Raw genomic sequence first — 19,570 nt, 5'->3', positions numbered from 1 at the left:
ATTTGTAGGAGGTATTGATTTTGACCGAAAAAACATACCCTTTCAGATTAAAGAAAAATATAATATGCTTTCGAATGAAATTACAGTTGTTTCTTTTACTGGTAAGACATATGATTTTTTACTTGGGCACAGCCTTTTAGAAGGAGGTACTATTTATTGCTCCGAGTTAGATCTCGGAAGTCTAACGGAAAAAGAGCTTCTCTTTATGGGGTATGATTATATAGAGAAAACAAAATACAAAAATTGGTATCATGTTTCATATTACTATGGGCCTGAAACTCATATGTTATGAAGAAAGAATATGCAGTGCGTTCTTTGTTTAATCATCCCCGCTTAAAATATACATAGGAAAGACGGCTAAAGATGTATGTAAAACGGAAGTGTAAAAATACATATACAAACTTTCAAATCCGCGGGTTTTTACGCAGTAAAAACCCGGTAAGCACGAGCTCCCGTAAGGGAGCCGTGCGAGCTTACTTAAACTGAACATATGAAAAGACGGCTAAAGATGTATGTAAAACGGAAGCTTAAAAATACATATACAAACTTCACTGTCGGCGAGTTTTTGCCTATGCAAAAACTCGGTAAGCATCCGCTTTCGACAGAAAGCGGTGCGACGCATACCGAACTTGCCTTGAGGATGCACGCAGACCAACGTTACAGCGAGAGCATGGACAGCATTATAGGAGGCAGTGCCATCTTACAAAAAGACATAGACGCCTATAAGAGCGGCGATATGATGACCATGCTTGATCATGTAGCGGGCAACTATGATTGGAGTAAGGATTATTGGCTGCTGACACACGGCGGTCAACTGGTTAATGACGGGCAAGGCTGGCTTAGAGATGTAGACGGTAAGTATATAAGTATTGACGGTACCCGGACGGATAGGCCGATAGAAGGGGAAACCCTTGGCGGAAGCGGAATAGAAACAGGTTTATTAAACCTGCTTGGAGGAACGAGCGGAAAAGCATATGCTGCATTTACTCCCGAAGAAAAAGCCGTTGCACAACAACTTATGAGTAAAGCCGAAATGCAAATGGATAAAAACGGTTATTGGTATGCCTTAGATGAAAACGAAAGAGATACGAATAAAGGCAAAAGACTTAATATGTATGATTTTATGAGTACAGCAGGAATAGCGACGCCAGATGTGATATTTGATACATATTATAATAACACTGTAGACAGCCAATTAGCAAAGGCATGGGGAGTAGATTTAGGATTTGAAAGAAATCATGCAGTACCGGAAGTTTTAGCGGGAAGGTATTCTAATTTAATATTAAAGCATGTAGGAGAAGTAAATAATGCTACAGGGTTAAAGAATAAATATAAATTTACTGCTTACGGTAAGGATACGGAAGTAGAATTATTCAAAATAGATAAAAATAATCCGTTTTTGGATGACGTGTTGAAACAAACTAATCCTAATCTGAATTCAGTAATTAATAAATCTGGTTGTAATTTTATGACAACTATTGCTTTTCCACAATTATTGACAGGTAATATTTTAAATGCCACTCAAATTCAAAGTATTTGGGATTCTAGTACAACTAAAAAAATTAAATGGTGGAAAACTGGAGAGATGTTACCATTAGTAGATTCTGATGATTCTTACGTGAGACAACCGGATTATATTACTAATATGGTTTTTGAAAGAATGAATATTAACAATCTTAAATTACAGTTTGGTGGTAATTCAAATAATCCAATAATTGGTTATAAAGTAAAGGTGCCTTTCGAGATTACAAAAGAACATTGGTTATTGTCGGATAGGTATTTTAATTACACTTATAATCCGGGTAGCACTACTGATAAACTATTGGATTATAATTCCGTTTATTTAGGTACAAAATAATATGAAAAAAAACTATCTAATGTTTTTATTTTTTGTTTCCATAATTTTGAATTTTTATGGAGAAAACTATTTAGATGAGGGGAGTTTTATTCCATCCTATTATGTTCAGACAAGCGGTTATATGATAAAAAATGATGGACTACATAAAATAGTCGATTATTCTACAATTTCACTGGCTTATAATTTTCGGAATTATAATTTTGGATATTTTGTTCAAGATGGAACAATGCCTTATTTTGTTTTACAAAAAAACTTGATTGGAAATATCTTAGAATTAAAATGTTGTCGTTTTGAAATAGGTTATGAAAATGACATTGTTAGATTTGTTCAACAAAATCAAAATGATTTGGAAACAGTAAGAATAACAATTATTGACAATGAGGAAATCATTTTTGATGATTTTTCATATCCAAAAGGAACACGTTTTTATCGAATCTCCGGACCGGCAAAAATTCCAATTAGCAATGCCGTAGTTAATGATTCAAATGTAAGATTAAGAGTAAAGCCGAATTTGAATTGTGATACATGGACAAAACTTAATAAAGGACTACAAGTGAAAATCAAAGATAAAACATCTGAGAAATATGAAATTGACGGTGAAAGTTGGTATTGGTATAAAGTTGATCATCCGGATTATCCCGACGGCTGGGTATACGGTAAGTATCTAGACATAGAAGAGGGTAACGAAGGGGAAGCGGACAAGGGCGGCAACAGTGAACGGTAAAAACTGGGTAGGGTTGGAAAAACTGAGTGAGTATGCTTCCCTTACGGATAGGAAAGTTCTGGAAGGCTCAATAGTAGCAAAAGTGAATAAAGACGGAAGCTTTACCTATGGGACGATAGAAGAGCGGATAGGCCGTGATACGAGAAGTTATTATATATACAATGCCGAAAAAAATGAAACGCGGTCGGAATATGGAGGCTTGGATTCTCATACGATAATTTCGCGAGATTTGGAAGGAAATATTATCAGTGACCAGACAAAAACCTTTGGCGGCTGGACAACAGTACAAAGCATGCTGCCCGGAAAAGACAGTAAAGGAAAGATTCCGTATACAGCTAAGGCCTTTATACCGATGAATGTCAGGGATTTATATGGCGGGAAACGCACAATAAGGGTGGGGCCTGAAACTATCGCAGAAGGGGCTGTCGCGTATAAGATTGTGAAGAGCCATAATGACAATCTTAAAACTCAATATATTTACGAAGGTGATATTTATTTGCAAGCCGTTATGGGCAATCTTATAGCAAAAGGCTATCGTGTAGGAGCTGACGGTAACGCAGGTTATGCAGAGGGCAGGCATTTAGGTCATCCGACAGAAAATTATGGAAACACGGGCTGCGGGGTAACCGGAGGGGATAATAATATGACAAATTTTTATAGCTATACCAACTTTTTAACAAAGACACTCGGATTGCCGGTAGGAACGGTTCTTTTCGGAAAAATTTATCAAAAATATAACCCCTATGAATGGGTATACCGATAAGGAGGAATGATAAAAAGTGTCGTCTGAAATATCGCCGACACTCTTTATCTCGAGTTTGTGCGGATGTTTGCAGAAGTCGTGTATACGTGTCGTTTCGATAAAAATCGAATGAATACGATATATGTTATTTTGCAAACTCGATTATTGAACGTGTGCGCTAGTGCGCACGGCTAAAAACTTTTTCGGAAATTGATATTTCCTGCAAAAGTTTTTATGGGAGTATTTGTATGAAACTGAAACAAATCTGTATATTCTATATATGTTTATCGGTGTCGTTTTTGTATGCTGACAACGTGTGGTTTTTCCCTCCTTCTACATATTATCAGAGGCTTGAAGACTACTTACAGCCCTTTTCGTTTGACGATGAAGGAATATGGGATATCATGTGTGGACTAACCGGAAGCGAGGTGATGGTGCCTGATATTGTCTGTGATGACAAATATATCTATACAGGAACAGGAGGGAACGGATGTGTAAGGCTTGCTAGAAAGGATATATTTATTAACGGCAATTTATATCAAAAGGCTGTTGTTAACGGAAGTTCTTGTATAATTATTGAGGGAGGAGGATACTGTACCGTTGTTGCTGATTTTTATAAGGAAAGAAATAAGAAAGCTTTATTTCTTAGAATGGATATGCTGAAAGGCATATTTCCTACTTATCCTAATGAATATGATAGTTTATTGGATGTTACATGGATAATGCCGAATGTAGTTAAGAGTGTTAAGATGTCCGCTCCGTTTTTAACGGAAACGGTTAAGGGACAACGAGTGGTATATGATGATGACATACTGCGATTTCGTTGGTTTAGTAATGGTCTTCATTGGCTTGAAGGTATTTTTGTAAATGATTCGACTCCAATGGTAGAAGGGGCAGCAGGGAATGGAAAGGGTGTCGTATTGGACATTGATTTTCATATCCCCTCAGATAATCTGGTAGTTCTAAACGGTTTTGTAGATACGGATAGGCCGCATTTGTATAAAATGAATGCTCGAATGAAAACAGTGCGGGTGCAAGGTGCCGGTTTCGATTTTGAATATACTTTTAAAGATTATGTGCATTTTGCACAGATTGATTTTCCCAAGCAAGTAACGAAAGTAAAACTGACGGTTACGGATGTGTACGACGGAGAAAAATGGGAAGATATGGCGATATCGGGATTGTGGGTAAACCCCGATATATTAAAAACAGCAAATACCGACCTTGCACGAGAATATCTTAAGCACGCTGAAAAAATCAGTGCTGAATAAAGTTTTTTATATTGCGAAGATGTAACGAAGGGGAAGCGGACAAGGGCGGCTACAGTGAACGGTACCGATAGAGGCGGAGATTTTGAGTCGGAATAAAAACTCGGTAAGCGCCGCTTTCGACAGAAAGCGGCGCGACAAGAGCAGTATGTACACACATACGAAAACTTTAGATATATAAAGACGGACATATCATCGAAGATAGCAAGCGGAAATTTGGAAGGATTAAACGAATACGGCATACAGCTTATCGTGCGGCAAGTACAGCGCGATATGGAGGCTGAAAGCGAAAAAGTATTCGGCAAGATTGACGAAACGGGAAAAAAGACGGCGGAAGGACAGCTTGACAAACATAGGGGCAAAGCGAGCGCTTTAAAGAGCGGGAAAGGCTTTGACATAAAAAACGGCACGACGTAAAACTGTGGGACGACCGCGGCAGTAATTTTCAGGCGCCGAGCATACGGACGCTTATAAAAGAAGACTGACCTGGCGTGTAAAGGCGGCATTCAGCCGCTTTTACCTTCCCAATCCTTCTATCCCGAACCATTTGGTGCTGTCGCTCATATCCTGAGGGACAAGACCTATGTCTACCTGCGCCGTTGTTTCGCCGAGCAGATACTGCGTGCCGTCCTGCTCGAGGCGCGCTCCCTTTCCTTCAATCGCTATACCGAAAAAGGCGTGGCTGAAGTGCGGCGAAATAAAAAGCATGGTTTTATAATTCATATGCGACATTAAAACCGCCAATAAGAGGGCGCGGCTGTCGCAGTCTGATCCGGTTCCCCGCAGAGTATCGATAAGGCCGGTAAAATCGCTTGAATTACGCCGCCTTTCGTAGGGGAGGGCCTGTGTCCATGATAAAAGTTTTTGTGCCAAAGCTCTCTCTTTATAGGCCTGTGTGCCCGCATTTTCGGCACGGACTTCCGCTTCCAAAACGTTGTATATACTAAAGGCCGTTTTTTCGAGGCGCTTGTATGCATCGCGGTAAATCATACGGTAATAACGCTGCCATGCTTTTTCCAAGAGGGGAGAGCCGAGAAATGAAGCGAGGATAGCGTATTCGCGTTCGATGAGCGCGTTGTGGGCTTCGCTGTCCGACATATCGAATTCAACCGGGATTTCGGTTTTCCCGATGTTAATGCTTGTGAGCAGCGCGCCCTTTTTCGGATAGGCGAAATCGGTCATAATACCGTTTGCGTTCGGGTTGCCGATGTGCGGTGAAAAAGAATCGAGCGCCGAAATAATCAAGGCTTCCGATTGTTCAAAGCGTGTTTCGGGGGCATAGCACAGTACAAGCGTTACACCTTTTTCTTCGTCCATGGGTACACACACAGCCCAGCCCTTATTGGCACCGGTTTTGGCGCTCATATCGAAAAGAGCAATCGTACAGGTTCTACCGCGCCATGTAAGGTCTTCGGTTTCTCCTGCGGCTTTAAGTTTTTTAAGAACATCCTTCATTTTTTCGCCTGTCGGTACCGATTCGGGCCAGGAGCGGATAATCAGTGTAACGGGAAAAAAGTCGTGTTCGAATTGATAGCTTGTATCGGCTTGTTTATAGGCGAGGCTAAAGCCTTCGGGAATATCAAGGAAATAGCCCCATGCGGGCGAATACATTTGTTCGGCATGGATGCCGAAAATTCCTGTACACAGAAAAAAAATGCATAAAATAAAAACATACGGTGTTTTTTTTGCGTATTCGGTTTTCATAGGTTTATTATCGGTAAAACCGGCTTAAAAAGCAATAAGCAAAAAACAGCCTGCTTGCGTTAACGCCCCTTATTCCGTATACTATGGCGCATGACTCCTATTCCCGTTGTATACGAAGACGATGATATATGCATTATAAATAAGCCGTCGGGACTCGCGGTGCAAGGCGGCGCGGGCGTGGTGTCGGCGGTCGACGGAGTTTTATCCGAGCAGCTGGGTTGCAAAATTCATCTTGTACACCGCTTGGATAAGGATACTTCAGGTCTTTTAATAACCGCAAAAAATGCCCGCGCCGCCGCCTTGTGGACCGGGCTTATTGCCTCTTCGGCCGTACAAAAAGAATACTGCGCTTTGTGTACCGGCGAATTTTCAAACACCGAAGGCTGTATTTCAGAGCCCGTTATGCGCAAGGGAAACGCAAAACAAGCTCTTACATTTTTTAAAATCGAAACACAAAGCCGTACCGCGCTTCAAACGGATAACGGCGGTTCTCTGCGTTTTTCTTTTGTCCGGCTGCGTTTGGGAACAGGGCGTATGCATCAAATACGAATACATCTTGCGCGTCAAGGCACTCCCATTGCCGGCGACGATAAATACGGCGACTTTAAGCTGAACCGCTTATTACGCAAACAATTCGATATAAAAAAACTGCACCTTGCGGCCGTATGTTTGCGCTTTTCACCGGATTCTTTTAAAAGTCCGCCCGTGCACAAAAGTCCGCCCGTGCATTTGCCGCCGGACGGTGTTTTTTCAGGCTTGCCTTCCGTTTTAGAAATCCCGATTCCCGATTATATGAACAAAAGTCTTGCGGTTTTGGGTTTTGCCCCTTGATAGAATTGGAGAAAATATATAACATAGACAAACTATGGAGAGAAAGGACATTACAAGATCGTATCTTGAAACCTTATCGTCGGCCGATTTGAATGATTTGGCCGATGAATACGGTATTGATATACCGGAAGATTTGACCCGCCGTTTTATTATTGCCGAATTATTGGAAGCGGCTGCCGAACATAGAAAAAGTAAAACGTCCGATTTGTATGAAAAGCTGGGGACGGAGGGCACTGAAAACGGAACCGACATAAGGCCGGAATTACCTTTTTCATATAATGAAAATAAAATTACAGCCGTATTAAGAAACCCCGCCTGGTGTTATGTATATTGGGATATAAAAAAATCGGATTTTTCAAAGACGACGAAAGATAAAGCATTTATAAAATTTATACTGCGTATTTCATATTTTAGAAAATCGGATGATATAAATGCATCGGATATCTTTGATATTTCCGTTGAAAATGCCGATCGCGATCAATATATATTGCTTTCGTCCCATGCACATATGCTTCGTGTTTCTTTAATTGCCGAATTTGCGGATAAACGTCCTTTAGAACTGTGTCAATCCGCTTGTATTCCGATTCCTCAACAACATCCCGATATAAGTTCGATTTCTTTGCGTAAAACTTTTTCACCTGTTTTTACTTTATCCGGTTTGCCTGAGCTTATCCGTTCGCAATATAACGAACACAGACAATCTTTTTTATTGGATGAGTAATTATATGCAACATAAAAATGTAAAACGGCAGCTTGTTATAACTTTAGTTGCACACCAAGGTTATACACGCTGTATTGAAAAAAGTATTCCCTCTATTTGGCAAAACACTCTTTTTCCGGCAATTACCGACACGTATATTCCGCTTTTAAAAATGATGGAAAATCTTCAAAAGGATGAAGTTCCCTTTTCCTTGTCGCTTGTTTTAAGTCCGACGCTGTGCGCCCTTTTGGATGACCCGGTTGTACAAGAAGAATACAGCCTTTGGCTTGAACGCTTGATAGCTTTAGGCGAACAAGAAATCGAACGTACGAAAAATATGCCCGATTTGGCGGCCTTGGTGAAGTTTTACGTTAAACAGCTTAAACAAAAAAAGAATTTTTTTACTTTATGCGGGGGGATGCTTTTACCGAAATTTGCCGAATTTGCTTCGGTCGGGCATATCGAATTTTTGGTAACGGCCGCTTCATTTTGTTTTTTGCCGCATTACCGGAAATTAAACGAAGCTATCGATGCACAAATTGAAATGGGGCTTGTTTCTCACCGCAATTATTTCGGTGCGATTCCGGAAGGCTTTTGGCTTCCGGCAATGGGGTATATGGAAGGCCTTGAAAAAAATATCCGTAAATACGGTTTTTCGTATACCGTTCTGGATTCACACGGTTTTTTGTTTTCCGAACCGATGCCGCAAAACGGTGTTTTTTCTCCCGCCTGCTGCCGCAACAGCCTTGCCGTATTCGGCCGGGATCCGAAAACGCCTGAAGATATCAATCAAAATTTTGTAAAAAATGCCGTATACCGTAATCAAAACGGCGATATAGGTTTTGATTTTCCGCTTGATGATTTGCAGCCGCTTTTGCAGGGGCAAAGAGAACGCTGCGTAACCGGCTTTAAATATTGGGCGCAAAAATCCCCAAAAACGATTTATAACCATTGCGCTGCCGACAAACAAGCCGCCCTTGATGCTGCAAAATTTTTAGCTTCAAAGGAAGAACGACTCGAAAAGGCTTCACGCGAACTCGGCGGAAAATCGGTTTCATTGGTTTGTGCGATTGATGCGCGCGATTTGGGACAAAACTGGTATGAAGGAATTTATTGGCTGGAACAGGTGTTTCGGCAGGCGGCACAAAGCGGCGGCATTACATGCACTTCATATTCCGATGTTTTGAGAAAACAACCCGACTTACAAGAAATATCGCCGTTTATGAGCGCCAATGAAGGTTCCGGGTATGCCGAAAATTTATTGGATAAATCGAACAGTTGGATGCTTCGATATGCGCTTAAAGCGGCGGAACGTATGGTTGACCTTGCCGACCGTTTTTCCGGCGACAGCGGTTTAAAAGAGCGGTGTTTGAATTTGGCTGCAAAACAAGTTCTTATTGCACAGAGTTCCGATTGGCCGCGTATGCTTCATGCCGGAATCAAATCCGATTATGCATGCGATATTTTTAAATACAGCGTACAGGGGTTTTCCACAATTTACGATTCTTTAGGGGCAAACAGTGTCAGTACCGAATGGCTTACCCGTACCGAAAAGGATTTTCCGCTTTTCCCCTGGATAAATTACCGCATATTCGGCAAAAAACGCTGAAAACGGAATTGTCTAAAAGGGGATTGTTCCCAAACTGAAGGTTTTGGACAGCCCTGTATCAATAAAGGGTTTGGATATCGCGTATTCTTTTGTGTAAATCGATTGTTCCCTGTGCGGTTTCTATTCCCGCTTTTGCCGGATCGAAGCGGGGAAACAATTCCAAAACTTGCCGCCATTTTTCAATCGCTTCTTCGAATTTTCCTTGTGCGTACAGTTGAATGCCTTCAATATACAACTTGTCGGCCGTATCGGACTTTTTTTGTCTTCCGCTGTCGCCGAGAGTCAGTTTTGCCGCCAAGCTGATTTTATTTACGGGGTTTAACGAAGAGGTAAGATCAAAAGAATAGCTTATGTTAAAAATCATTTTGTTCCATTCAACCGACGAGCCGATACTTATTTTAGGGTTTAAACCTCTGAGTAAAAAACCGGTTTGCAGGGCAAAAAATTCCGTTATATTTATTTCCGCACCGACGGCTGCGCTTAAACGTTCGGATTTTGCAGGTTCTATAATGTTCAGCGGCTGCTGAATTTCACATACAAAGGTAAGAGGTTTTATCATTTTATAAAAAAGCCCTGCGGATATATAGGCCGGAGGAGGGTTGTCGTTCGTAATTCGTTTTCCGAATCCTGTCCATGCCCAGCCCGCATTATGTACTGCAAAACCGACATTAAAATTGGTATCGCGGGATGTATACAATTTTGCCGCATTAAAGCGCAATAAAATTCCTAAATCGCCGGTTACCGCACAGCCGGATTGCGACAGTCCGCTTTTTTTTATCGGCTGACCTGAAATGTTATCGCTGTAATCGGGTACGCTTCTAAAAGATGTTTTTAAATTCGTTCCGACGGCAATACCTTTAAATGTGTAACCTGCAAGAAAGTTATATGAAAGGTTTAAGATTGCCGTTGTTTCCGAATAATAACTGCTTGTTGTTCGTTCTCCGAAAATACTGTATTCGGTAAAGGGTATATAAAAACTTTTTAGTGCGACACCGTATCCCAAATCATCCGTTCTGCGGGTAAATATCAAACTGTCAACCGACGAGTCGGCTATCCAAAAATTATGGAATAAAGCCAGTTCGGTTTGCTTTAAAAGAGAACTGGCTGCGGGATTGTATTCTAAAGCGGCCGCGTCGTCGCTCATGGCCGTAAAAGCCGATCCCATAGCTTCGGAACGGCCGCCTATGGGGATATATAAAGAGCGGAAGGATGTAAGGCCGGCATTGGGATCTTTTAAAATATTAAAAGTATGCAAAAAAAATTCATAGGGCTTGGCGGTATCGGCGGCAAACATAAAAGTGTGTCCCCATATACAAAAACAGAGAAAAATAAAAATATGTTTTTTTAATCGGTTTCTTCTCATTATTACTATAAGTATACTCTATTTTCGGAGTTTTTTCATTATTTTTTAGTACTAAAACACCGAAAATAATAACGAAAATGGATACTTTTAAATATTCTGAATATGTGTTACAGTAATAGTACATAGGAGTATACTATCGGAAAAAAATTGCCGGCTTTGATTTTTATTTTTCTCATTGCTGTAAGTTTGTATGCAGCAGGGCGCGAGGATAAAAATTTAGCCGGTGCCGATGAGCTTATTGCCCGGGGAAAGCTCAATGAAGCTCTTTTTTTCCTTGAAAAATATGTTACGCGTAATCCTCATGAATTCGATAATGTTCAACGAAGAATCGATAAGATTTTTAAACTGCGTTCCGGATATACGGCGGCAGCGGAAGAGTTGATCGATGTCATTATAGACGAACCTCTAAATGATGAAAAAAAGTTACGCTTTATTGCGCGGCTGGAAAATTACGAAAACGATCCGACCGAAACCGAACTTCAATTTATAGACGAAACAAAGGTTGCTTCCCAGTTTACTTATTACCGTGCCGTATTCGATAATATTATGAGCGAATCTTCCCGGCTCATGGAACAGCGGCGTTTTGGTGCGGCCGTGCGCCGTCTTTCGGACGGGTTTGTATTGTATAAAGACGAATTTTATTATGAGTTTGCGGATACCCCTCTTTTAACTCAATCGGATACATATTTGTCGGATATGTTACAGAGTGTAAACGCTTACGAGTCCCTGCAAAACAAACTCATTGCGGCTTTTAAAAGATTTAACGCTTCTTTGTCCGCTTATGATATCGACGCTTCTCTTGATTCCTATAAAACAATCGATTCGGTTTTGCATGAATATGCGGACATCCGTAATACCTTTGTGCACGGCGGACATTATTTTAGAGAGAGTTTCCGGGAATTAAAAAAACAAAATCTCGAATTGACCGAAGCTTCTTTTTTACCGTTTGCATATCGGCTTATTCTGGGACGCGAATCGAATCCGGATACCGGAATTGTCCGGGCTATGGATATGCAGTGGGATATTTTGTGTTCCGAATCCCGTGTTTTGTTAACCGCCTTTATGGAAAAATATTCCAACGACCTTGCCGAAGAATTACCCGCCGTGCCGTCCGTTTCGGGGTCTAACCTATCCTTAAAAGACAAAGCCGGACGAATTGTTTCCGTTGCGGATATGGGAAAAGCTTTTATTTTTTTATATTCGCTATTGGAACAGCCCGAAGGTCCTGCAATGCCTTCTTTTTATACGGCATATAATGCCGCTTTGGATTATAATAAAACACTGATGCAGGCAGTTCAAAAGCTGTATTCGCAAAGGCAAACGTTCGCAGCGGAAAAAGACAGATATGATAACATATCGGTTCCTTCCTATATGGGACTAAAAGAAAATCTCGGATTTGTATCGTATTCCGATTCGCTGAAAACATACGGTCAAAATAAATTTAAAGCCGCAGCGGAAGTGCGGCAGGATATAAAAATACTGACCGATACGCGCCGTCCTTTTTTAGAGCCTGAATTGACACATGCGCTGCAGTCTTTTTCTTTGCCGCCTTGGGAACCTCTTTATACGGTTATTACGGTGTTTTTGGATTCTTTTGCCGCAGAAAACATTGTTTCGGGAATAGACGCTTGGGAAGATATAAGTTCGTTTGTTAAAAATGCTTCGAGTGCCGTTAAAAAACGCTATACTTCTTCTTATGAAGAATACACGGACCTCATAAATGAAAGTTTGGATACCGCCCGTCCGTCATTGCCTTCCGAAGCGCTTACAGAACTGCAAAAATTAAAAAAAGATTTGAACGAAGAAATGAGTTCTTTATATGTACGCTTTAATTTTCTTTCAACGGCTCCCGATTCTCCCGTGCGTGCTCAGCCGGGATCGCAAACCTTTGTTTCAAACTATAAAAGCGCATCGTCGGATCTTGATTTTTTAAAAGATTTATTGACCCGTATCGATACTTCGGCATCCCTTGCTCAACGCCGTATAAGGGCCGCTCAACAGGCAAAAAACGAAGCCGACTTCAGATATACGCAAGCGCGTACGGCTTTACAGGAAGAGAATTTCGATGCCAGCCGTGAATCGCTGCAGCAAGCGCGGAATAAATACAATGAATCTTTATTGTATCAAGATTCGCCGTCGTTACGTGCGCAAACGGATGAACGGCTCGATGCTTTGGGAGCCGATATTGTGCGGCTTGAAAACAATAAGGTTGTGCGCGATGTACGTCTTCTTATTATAGATGCACGCAATTTATATTATAACAGTGATTTTGAACAAGCCGAAAGGCTTATACTTCAAGCCGAAGACCGGTGGGCAGTTACAAATATAGATCCGAATACGGAGGTTGTAAATCTAAAAGCCTTAATCGGCAATGCGCTGTCCATTCGAACCGGCCGTTCGATACCGGTTACGGATCCGTTGTATCCGGAAATAAGTCAAACACTTAATGCCGCCTATCAATATTTCGAACAGGGAACGCAAAAAATCAAATCGGGATTACGGGCCGAAGGAATTGAAATATTGAATACTGCGCGTGAAAAAATAAAGGACGTTCAAGTATTATATCCTCTTAATCAAGAAGCGAATTTGCTTGCATTGCGTATATCGAAGGTGATAAACCCTGCCGATTTCGAAGAAATTTTTAAACAGCGCTATACTGCCGCAAAAAACGAATACCGCAATCCCGCTACCGTAGGCCGTGCCTATGCCGATTTAAAAGATTTGTACGAAATTAATCCCAAATATCCGGGCCTCAAACAGCTTATTTATGATATAGAAGTTGAAATCGGCGTCATCGTTCCTCCTCCGGATCCTCGAAAAATTGCCCGCTCGAAACAATTGGTACAGGAAGCTGCGCGTTTATATGAATCCAGTACTCGCGATGAAATGAATTTGAACAATGCGTTAGGCAAATTGGATGAAGCTCTTTTGCTTAACCCGGAAAATGCGGAAGCTATGATACTTGCGGATCGTATAAAAACCGGTTTGGGCGGGAAGTCTTTGGTCGTTTTGCCGGCGGAAAAAGAACTTTTATATCAGCAAGCCGTTCAAGAGCTTTCTAAAGGCAATACTATTACGGCTGCAGCCATCGTAGCCTCTTTGTGGCAAGACCCCAAACTCCGCAATTCCGCAAAAATTATAGATTTAAAAAATAAGGTGGATTCACTGTTATGATGCGCCGTGTACTATCGTATAAATATTTTTTTATTTTCATCTTTTGTACTTTATTATACGGATTGTCCGCCGGAGATTTTTATTGGGAAAAACCGGTTCCGCTTACAAATTCGGAAAGCCGCTTTCCTACCGCCGCATATAATCAGGATACGTCTATTATCGTATGGCAGGATATAGAAAAAACATCCGAACAGCAGGGCAATATTTGGATTTCGGCGCAAGTTTTATCGCCGAGTACGGGAGGCTATTGGCTTACCAAAAAAAAACTGGCGGGACCCTTTGCTTATTCGGGCGAAGTTCCCCATTTGTTTTCGGCTGCCGTTTCTTCAAATAACGTCATTTGCATTTGTGTTCTTGCGGATCCGAAAACAATTTCCGTATTTACCTCCGATAATTTCGGATTATCCTTTAATGAAGTAAAATTGACGCAAACCGGAAGCTCGGTTGTGGCCCCTCGTGTTTTTCGCGGCATCGCCGGCGGTTTTGTGCTTTTTGCAACACAAGGAAGCAGCCAAAGTTTTTCACTTAAATTATCTCATTCGGCTGACGGAAAAACATGGTCGAACTTCAATGATTTTGCTCCTGCACGGGATTTTAACAATTCTTTTGTTCCCGATTTTACGGTTTTGCCGAGCGGTCGTGAAGTGGTTGTATTCCAATCAACATATATTGCAAACAACCGCGTTACCTATCAGTTATATTCTTCATATTCCGACAATAAAGGTGCAAAGTGGTCGGAGCCCGTACTTATCACCGAGCAATTTCGGGGTACCGAACCGATAACCGCATATACAAATCAAAGACCTTTTTTGCATGTATTTGAAGATACGCTCTATTTGGCATGGGAACGTTCCCGAACCTCATCAAACAGATCTGCGGTGGTAATTGCGCCTTTAACCGATCAAGGAGCCGTCGGCGGTCCTATAGAACAGCTTTCGCCGCGCCAAGTTGCAGCCTTTCAACCGGTTTTATTTACATATAACGAAAATCTTTGTGCGTTATGGGTTGATACCAGACGCGGTGTTGAAAATATTTATTTTGCTTCGCAAAAAGGAAAAATTTGGGATGAAAATCGTATATCGGCGTCCGGTTTAACCTCCGTTTTCGGAACTCCCCTTGTAAGCGGCGGCGGAAAAGATTTACATATCTTTTGGGAGCAAAAAAATCCCAAAAATTATCGGGTAACCCGGCTGTCTACGGACCGTTCGGTAAAACGGCCGGTATTAAAAGGAGTATCATTTAAAGACGGAGAACGTTCTGCCGGCGGAAAAATAAGCGCCCGGCTTGAAATACCGGAAGATTCGTCGGGCATTGCCGCGTATTCATGGATTTTAACCAAGGATAATTTACAAGAACCGCCCAAAGAATTTATGCAATTTCCTACAAAGCCGAGCATTGCGGCCTTTGTCGAAGAAGACGGCTTGTGGTATTTGAAAGCGCGCATTATGGATCATGCCGGCAATTGGTCCGAAAGTACGTCAATTACTTACTTTAAAGATACAAAGCCGCCTGAAAAGCCGGAGTTTTTTGCGCTTGATGCCGGTGACGACGGTTATATGAATTCAAATACTTTTAAGATTGCGTGGAAAAACGCTTCCGGCGACGATGACCTTATTGCCGGATATACTTATTCTTTGCAGTATGTCGCTTCTGTCCGGGATTATAAAAACAATCCGCAAAAATATACGGCGGATGCTCTTGCCGAATATAAAACCGGACTTCCGGCAAAAATTGTCAGTACGGCCGCCCATGCGTCATGGACGAACCAAGATAACGGTGTGTATTTGTTTTCCGTATCCGCCGTCGATGTAGCCGGCAATATCGGAAAAAAAGCCGTCATTCCCGTTTATTTGAATAGGTATATCCCGTATACCGCTGTGTCCGCCGTATATCCTCAAACCGATGTATACGGAAATACTTCGCTGACTATAATCGGCAAGGGCTTCGGTACCGACGGAAATATTTCTGCCGTATATTTGGATAGGAACGGAAAAGCTCCGTATGATATAATGTTCGAATACAAAAGCGGCGGATTTAAAATTTTATCGGATAGAAAAATAAGCGGTATAGAATTTGCCGGCTTGGAAAGCGGCACATATCGGGTCGGGCTGTTACATCCTCGGCGGGGACTGTATATGACAGAACCGCTTTTATCGGTAAACGAATTCGGTACCGTAAAAACCGGCGATTATGCATATCGTTTTCAACCGGCATGGAAAGAGTACAGTTCGAAGTACCGTTATACAATTCAAATGAGCGATGTTTTACTGTTGATCGTGTTTATCCTTGCTGCGTCCGGATTCTTTTTTGTGTCGCGGCACATGTTTATAACAATACGGGATTCTCTTGCGGTAAAACGTGAAGTTCGCGCCCTTATTTTAGGAGACAGTATGTTATCGGAAGGAACACAAAAGGTAAAAGAATTAAAGCAAAGGGGAATGAGCTTAAAGTATAAAATGATGTTTTTTACATCGATTTTGGTACTCCTGCTTACCTTATTTGTATCGATTCCCTTGGGCATTATATTCGTCCGAACCCAGGAAAGCACGCTTGCTAAAGGATTGGAAGATCGTGTTGCCGTTTTGATGGAAAGTTTTGCATCCGGTGTAAAAAATTACATGCCCGGACAAAACATGCTTGAATTGGGTTTGCTTTTAAATCAAAGTCAATCCATGCCTGAAATTCAGTATGTTACTATTTTAGGCTTACCCGCCGACGGCCGTAATACAAATATAGATTACGTCTGGGCTTCTAACGACCCCGATATTGAAGCTAAAATAGACAGCAAAACACTGATACTCGGTGCTTCCCGCTTTGTCCATGAAGAAACCGTTTCTATAGGCGATAGAATTTCCCGTTTAAACGAAGAAGCCGAAAAACAAATCGGCGGTATTTCTTTTGAAATAGTTTCTTTATCGGCGGAAGGTTTGTCGTTGGCTTTAAAAACCGATAAAGCGTCTATCGAACGAAGAAACGATATTCAGTCGGTAAGTACTCAGCTTACCCAAACGCTTAACCGTGCTTTAAATGATTTGTCGAAAAGGGGTTCGGGTTCTTTTCCTGAATTCAACAATGTCCGTTTATCCCGCGATGTAACGGAATATCTTTTTTATAAACCCGTATTATACCGGCGGGGAACCGAACAAATTTATGTGCGATCCGTTATTGTACTTAAACTCAGTACCGAAGAGCTTATCAAAACCGTGTATAAAGCAACCTTAACGGTTGTTTTTACCGCTTCGGCTATTGCCCTTGTTGCAATTATTATAGGAATTGCAGGTTCCTTGGTTTTAGCTTCAATTATCATTAAACCGATACGCCGTTTGGCGTCCCATGTCGTGATGATCCGTGATACGGGTGATAAGGCAGAGCTTGCCGGCAAAGATATTCCCGTAACCGCCGGCGACGAAATAGGACTTTTAAGTGAAAACGTCAACGACATGACCCGTGCCCTTGTTGAAGCGGCCGTTAACGAAAATATGCTTCTCGGTGGAAAAGAAGTACAGCGTGCTTTTTTGCCTTTGGATGAAGTGTCTGTCGGCGGAAAAAAGGTAAAGCAGTCGGTCGGACGGCTTGATACGCCTTATGTACAGTTTTTCGGTTATTATGAAGGTGCAAAGGGTGTTTCCGGCGACTACTTCGATTATAGAAAATTGGACGACCGGCACTTTGCCGTTATAAAGGTTGACGTGTCGGGTAAGGGGTCTCCTGCAGCTCTTATTATGGCGGAAGTTGCGGCATTGTTTACCGAATATTTTAACGGATGGAGTATACGCAAAAACGGAACCGATCTTTCACCTTTGGTATATAAAATTAACGATCACTTGGTAAACAGAAATTTGTTCGGGAAATTTGCCGCTTTTACATTAGCTATCTTTGATTCCGTTGCCGGCGATTTTTATTTTTGCAATGCCGGCGATAACCTGATTCACGTGTACGATGCTTCCGTCGGGCAGAAAAAAACAATCACACTGACGGCAACCCCGACTGCGGGGGCTTTCCCTTCAGATCTTGTTGAAATGCGCGGCGGTTATCCGGTAGAAAAAGTTCACTTGGATTCGGGCGATATTTTATTTTTATACACCGACGGTATCGAAGAAGCAAAGCGCTTGTACCGTGACAGGGAAGGGGTTGCCTTAAAATTCCGTGACGAAACCGATATTCTTGTGACTCGTGAAGAACAGGACGGTTATGCCGCGTATTTAAAATTATATGCCGAACAGCAGAAAAAAAAGGAAGGCAAAGCGTATTTGAATTTCGAAAAAACAATTCCTGAAGACTTATTGAAATTTTTGCAAGAAAAATCAAGCGACATCTCGGATCCGAAAAAATATATGCACGCTTTACGCCGCCCCAAAGACTGGGTATCTTTATATGAAGCTCAAGCGGAACAAACAGAAACTCGGCTGCATAAAACTAAGATTCTTTCATATATAAAATCATACAATAAACTTACCGTTTCAAAAGAATTTGTAGACTGTATCAAAAAAATGAAAAAAGAAGTGTATGATTATATTGTTTACATGGGGCAAAAGGGGGCCAGTATTGTAGACGGCGAAGAAATGTCGGCCGAGCGCGTACATGATATCATAGAAGCGGTTTTTAAACGTCGGACTTATTCTTTGGTAAAAAAAAGAGATCCGCAAAATTTTTCCAAAGACGACGTGTTCGAATTCGATTTTTCCGATTGCAGCGGAACTCCGGAAGAAGGGGTGATGGCTCTTGTCTGTGTAGAAAAAATTTTCCGTATGTATAAAGATCCGCATGCCGATGCTTACGATCATGCGGTTGTCGATAAAAAAATCGATGCGTTTTTAAAAGAGCATTTTGTACAATATCCTGTCTATTGTTCACATCAAGCCGAACATTTTCAGCCGGGGTTGCGGGATGAGTATATGTTTTATACCCATGTAGAAGAAGATGAACAATTTGATGACCTTACGCTAGTCGGAATAAAGAAAAAATAGTATATTAATTTCATGGCGTAAAATGCTGTGCATAAGGAGGCGCATGTGAACGATTTTTTTGAAAAGATGAAAACGATGGTCGATAAAAGCGTTGATGTTTCCCAGCAAGCCCTTGTAAAAGCGGGAGCTAAAATTCAAGAATTGGGTGATAAGGGAATTACAAAAATAGAATTGAACCGCCTTGAACGTCAAAGTGAAAAATGCTTTGCCAAACTCGGTTTATTGGTATATGATATATTGATTTGTAAACAAAAAACTTCGGTTACAATAAAGAATGCCGAAATTTCCGCCTTGCTTGATGAAATTGAACATATAAAACGTGAAATGGAGATTCGTGCAAAGGAAGCTTAAAAAGGGAACTGAAAGAAAAGAGAAAAAAAGTAAAAAAAAGCGATAATGCGCTTGACATAAAATAGTGAGATATGATATATTCAATTCACTCGCCGCTAAGGCAACAATCACAGTGCTTTGCGGGGTCGGTTGAAACGTGTATGACGTGTAAAACCGGAGAAACTTGAAATACTAGGGAAGGGAAGAAAGAACGCAAGTATGGTTCGGGTACAAAAGAAAAGGGCAGCTGTACGGAAGGTACAGCGAAAATGTTTCTGTGGCAGCTGAAAAGCGGTCATA

The 19,570-nt window shown here is 41.5% G+C and carries 14 protein-coding genes; 12 read left to right on the top strand and 2 right to left on the bottom strand.

Annotation, left to right across the window (positions count from 1 at the left end):
- The 6 genes from H0R92_RS13725 to H0R92_RS13700 all read left to right on the top strand — a co-directional run.
- A partial coding sequence (locus H0R92_RS13725; RefSeq protein WP_432966146.1) for a hypothetical protein occupies positions 1 to 292 on the top strand: 292 nt, incomplete at its 5' end.
- 198 nt (positions 293 to 490) lie between these two features.
- Complete coding sequence (locus H0R92_RS13720; protein WP_432966143.1) at positions 491 to 1,858, top strand: hypothetical protein; 1,368 nt, start codon at positions 491 to 493, stop codon at positions 1,856 to 1,858.
- A gap of 1 nt (position 1,859) precedes the next feature.
- The gene (locus tag H0R92_RS13715; protein WP_432966140.1) at positions 1,860 to 2,582 is read left to right on the top strand and encodes an SH3 domain-containing protein; all 723 of its coding nucleotides are present in this window, start codon (positions 1,860 to 1,862) and stop codon (positions 2,580 to 2,582) included.
- Positions 2,572 to 3,345: a hypothetical protein gene (locus tag H0R92_RS13710; protein ID WP_432966137.1), complete on the top strand. Its 774-nt coding sequence runs from the start codon at positions 2,572 to 2,574 to the stop codon at positions 3,343 to 3,345. Before H0R92_RS13715 ends, H0R92_RS13710 begins: the two co-directional genes overlap by 11 nt.
- Before the next feature lie 227 nt (positions 3,346 to 3,572).
- The gene (locus H0R92_RS13705; RefSeq protein WP_432966134.1) at positions 3,573 to 4,595 is read left to right on the top strand and encodes an NADase-type glycan-binding domain-containing protein; all 1,023 of its coding nucleotides are present in this window, start codon (positions 3,573 to 3,575) and stop codon (positions 4,593 to 4,595) included.
- 213 nt (positions 4,596 to 4,808) lie between these two features.
- A complete protein-coding gene (locus tag H0R92_RS13700) occupies positions 4,809 to 5,009 on the top strand; it encodes a hypothetical protein (protein WP_432966131.1) in 201 nt (66 codons plus the stop codon).
- 99 nt (positions 5,010 to 5,108) lie between these two features.
- Here H0R92_RS13700 and H0R92_RS13695 read toward each other — a convergent pair whose 3' ends face one another.
- Positions 5,109 to 6,296 carry a hypothetical protein gene (locus H0R92_RS13695; protein WP_432966128.1) on the bottom strand — a complete coding sequence of 396 codons (1,188 nt, stop codon included), beginning with the start codon at positions 6,294 to 6,296 and terminating at the stop codon, positions 5,109 to 5,111.
- Between the two features lie 90 nt (positions 6,297 to 6,386).
- Between H0R92_RS13695 and H0R92_RS13690 the strand changes: the two genes are divergently transcribed.
- From H0R92_RS13690 to H0R92_RS13680, 3 genes are read left to right on the top strand one after another with little or no spacing between them, the layout of a single operon-like run.
- Positions 6,387 to 7,127 (top strand): RluA family pseudouridine synthase, encoded by a 741-nt coding sequence (locus tag H0R92_RS13690; RefSeq protein ID WP_432966125.1) that lies wholly within the window; start codon positions 6,387 to 6,389, stop codon positions 7,125 to 7,127.
- A gap of 34 nt (positions 7,128 to 7,161) precedes the next feature.
- Positions 7,162 to 7,848, top strand: a complete 687-nt coding sequence (locus tag H0R92_RS13685; RefSeq protein WP_432966122.1) for a DUF4912 domain-containing protein — start codon at positions 7,162 to 7,164, stop codon at positions 7,846 to 7,848.
- Positions 7,849 to 7,852: 4 nt separating this feature from the next.
- On the top strand, positions 7,853 to 9,436 hold the full coding sequence (locus H0R92_RS13680) for a 1,4-alpha-glucan branching protein domain-containing protein (protein WP_432966120.1): 1,584 nt from the start codon (positions 7,853 to 7,855) through the stop codon (positions 9,434 to 9,436).
- Between the two features lie 58 nt (positions 9,437 to 9,494).
- Here the strand turns inward: H0R92_RS13680 and H0R92_RS13675 are convergent, their stop codons facing one another.
- Positions 9,495 to 10,799 (bottom strand): UPF0164 family protein, encoded by a 1,305-nt coding sequence (locus H0R92_RS13675; RefSeq protein ID WP_432966117.1) that lies wholly within the window; start codon positions 10,797 to 10,799, stop codon positions 9,495 to 9,497.
- A gap of 156 nt (positions 10,800 to 10,955) precedes the next feature.
- On the opposite strand from H0R92_RS13675, the gene H0R92_RS13670 reads away from it, so the two are divergent.
- The 3 genes from H0R92_RS13670 to H0R92_RS13660 are packed head-to-tail and all read left to right on the top strand — an operon-like array spanning position 10,956 to position 19,291.
- On the top strand, positions 10,956 to 13,973 hold the full coding sequence (locus H0R92_RS13670; protein WP_432966114.1) for a hypothetical protein: 3,018 nt from the start codon (positions 10,956 to 10,958) through the stop codon (positions 13,971 to 13,973).
- On the top strand, positions 13,970 to 18,940 hold the full coding sequence (locus H0R92_RS13665; RefSeq protein WP_432966111.1) for a PP2C family protein-serine/threonine phosphatase: 4,971 nt from the start codon (positions 13,970 to 13,972) through the stop codon (positions 18,938 to 18,940). Before H0R92_RS13670 ends, H0R92_RS13665 begins: the two co-directional genes overlap by 4 nt.
- A gap of 45 nt (positions 18,941 to 18,985) precedes the next feature.
- The gene (locus H0R92_RS13660; RefSeq protein ID WP_432966108.1) at positions 18,986 to 19,291 is read left to right on the top strand and encodes a hypothetical protein; all 306 of its coding nucleotides are present in this window, start codon (positions 18,986 to 18,988) and stop codon (positions 19,289 to 19,291) included.
- Positions 19,292 to 19,570 lie beyond the last annotated feature (279 nt).

It is taken from the genome of Treponema sp. OMZ 840 (assembly GCF_050937815.1).
GTDB lineage: Bacteria > Spirochaetota > Spirochaetia > Treponematales > Treponemataceae > Treponema_C.
Note: the sequence above shows the minus strand (reverse complement) of the source record. Positions and strands in the feature narration are given on the sequence as shown.